The 2,053-nt window shown below is 60.0% G+C and carries 2 protein-coding genes; one reads left to right on the top strand and one right to left on the bottom strand.

Going from position 1 to position 2,053, the window contains the following annotated elements; all coding sequences use genetic code 11:
- The coding region (locus tag ACRXB1_RS35105; protein ID WP_449494663.1) for a KpsF/GutQ family sugar-phosphate isomerase at positions 1-524 on the bottom strand (524 nt) is incomplete at its 3' end.
- A 179-nt stretch (positions 525-703) separates the two neighbouring features.
- Between ACRXB1_RS35105 and ACRXB1_RS35100 the strand changes: the two genes are divergently transcribed.
- Positions 704-2,053 (top strand): cation:proton antiporter (locus ACRXB1_RS35100; protein ID WP_449494662.1); only part of this gene is annotated, 1,350 nt, incomplete at its 3' end.

Raw genomic sequence — 2,053 nt, 5'->3', positions numbered from 1 at the left:
TCGACCGCGAGCGCGTCGCTCAGCGCGAGAACCGCGGTCGTGCTGGCGGTTGGCGAGAGGTTCATCGGGCACGCTTCCTTGTCGACGTGTGCGTTCAGATGCACGTCGGCGAGTTTAGCGAGACTGGATTCGGGGCTTCCCGTGATGGCGATCAGCTTGGCGCCGAGGCGCTTGATGATCGGCAGAATGGCGACGAGTTCAGAAGTTTCGCCAGAGTTCGATAACGCGATAAACACGTCATCAGCGGTTACCATGCCAAGATCGCCGTGACTGGCTTCCGCCGGATGAACGAAGAAACCGGGCGTGCCGGTGCTCGCGAGCGTAGCCGCGAATTTGCGGGCAATGTGCCCGGATTTTCCGATGCCCGAAACCACCACGCGGCCCTTGCATCCGAGCAGGAATTCGACGGCGCCGGTGAAGTTGTCATCGAGTTGAGCGGACAGGCCTCGAACAGCGTCGGCTTCAATTTCGAGCACGGTGCGAGCCAGCGCGAGTGCCCGGTCGCCATTGATTTTCGCTATCATGCGCGGAGTATATCAAAGGCACCTTTATGCCGCGCCGGACGTGGCTGACGGGCTTTTGCCCGCCGCTTTTTCCGCGCTCATCCGCCCACGCAGGTCGGGCTTCCAGTTGCGCTGGTCGACAACCCGGCGCATGGATGAAGCCGATCCGCAATCCAACGACCAACGAGGATTCCAGACGGATGACTTCTCCGCTTGAAATGACGTTGCTGCTACTGCTGTGTTCGGTGGTCGGCGTCGTCGTGTTCCGCTTTTTCAACCTGCCGCCCATGTTGGGCTATCTGGCGGTGGGAATCATTGTCGGGCCGCATGCCGCGGGCATTGCGCCGGACAGCGAGCGCGCGCAGCATCTCGCTGAATTTGGCGTCGTGTTCCTGATGTTTTCCATCGGGCTCGAGTTTTCGTTATCGAAATTGAGATCGATGCGCAGGATTGTGTTCGGACTTGGCGCAAGCCAGGTTGGCGGGACGATCCTGCTTGCGCTGCTGTTTGGCTGGATTGCGAACTTCTTCACCGATATGTCGTGGGAAGCAAGCATTGCGCTTGGCGGCGCGCTGTCCATGTCGTCGACCGCGATCGTGTCGAAAATGCTCGCCGAACGGCTCGAACTCGAATCCGAGCACGGCCGCAACATCTTCGGCGTGCTGTTGTTCCAGGATCTGGCCGTAGTGCCGCTGCTGATCATCATTGCGGCATTTGGCAACGGAAATTCAAAGGAACTGGCGTTCTGGCTCGCGATTGCGGCCGTAAAAATCGTGGTCGCGTTGACCGTGTTGCTGTTCGTCGGCCAGAAGTTCATGACGCGCTGGTTCAACATCGTGGCACGCCGGCGGTCGCAAGAACTCTTCATGCTGAACCTGCTGCTGGTGACGCTCGGCGCTGCGTTCATCACCGATAAATTCGGCTTGTCGCTCGCGCTCGGCGCTTTCATCGCGGGGATGCTGATTGCCGAGACGCCTTACCGGCATCAGGTGGAAGAGGACATCAAGCCGTTTCGCGACGTGCTGCTGGGTCTTTTCTTCGTGACCACCGGCATGCTGCTCAATCCGCGTGTGATCTGGGAGCATCCGTTTCTCGTGGCCGGATTTTTCGTCGTGCCGATCCTGCTCAAGGCCGTGATGATCACCGGACTTGCGCGGCTTTTCGGCTCACCGCCGGGTGTGGCAATGCGCACCGGCCTGAATCTGGCGCAAGCCGGCGAATTCGGTTTCGTGCTGTTGAACCTGATCCTCGATAAACATCTTGTCGAGCCCGTCTTGCTGCAGGCCATTCTTTCGTCGATGCTGCTTTCCATGCTCGCCGCGCCGTTCATCATCCAGAATGCCGACCGGATCGTGCTGCGGCTTTCATCGACGGAATGGTTGCGGCAATCGTTGCAAATGACGCGGATCGCGACGCAGAGCATCAAGCAGAGCGGTCACGTGATCATCTGCGGGTACGGCCGCGCGGGGCAGAATCTGGCGCGGATGCTGGAGCACGAGGGCTTGTCCTACGTGGCACTCGACCTGGATCCGGATCGTGTGGCGGCAGCA

Source organism: Caballeronia sp. M23-90, from assembly GCF_053574605.1.
Note: the sequence above shows the minus strand (reverse complement) of the source record. Positions and strands in the feature narration are given on the sequence as shown.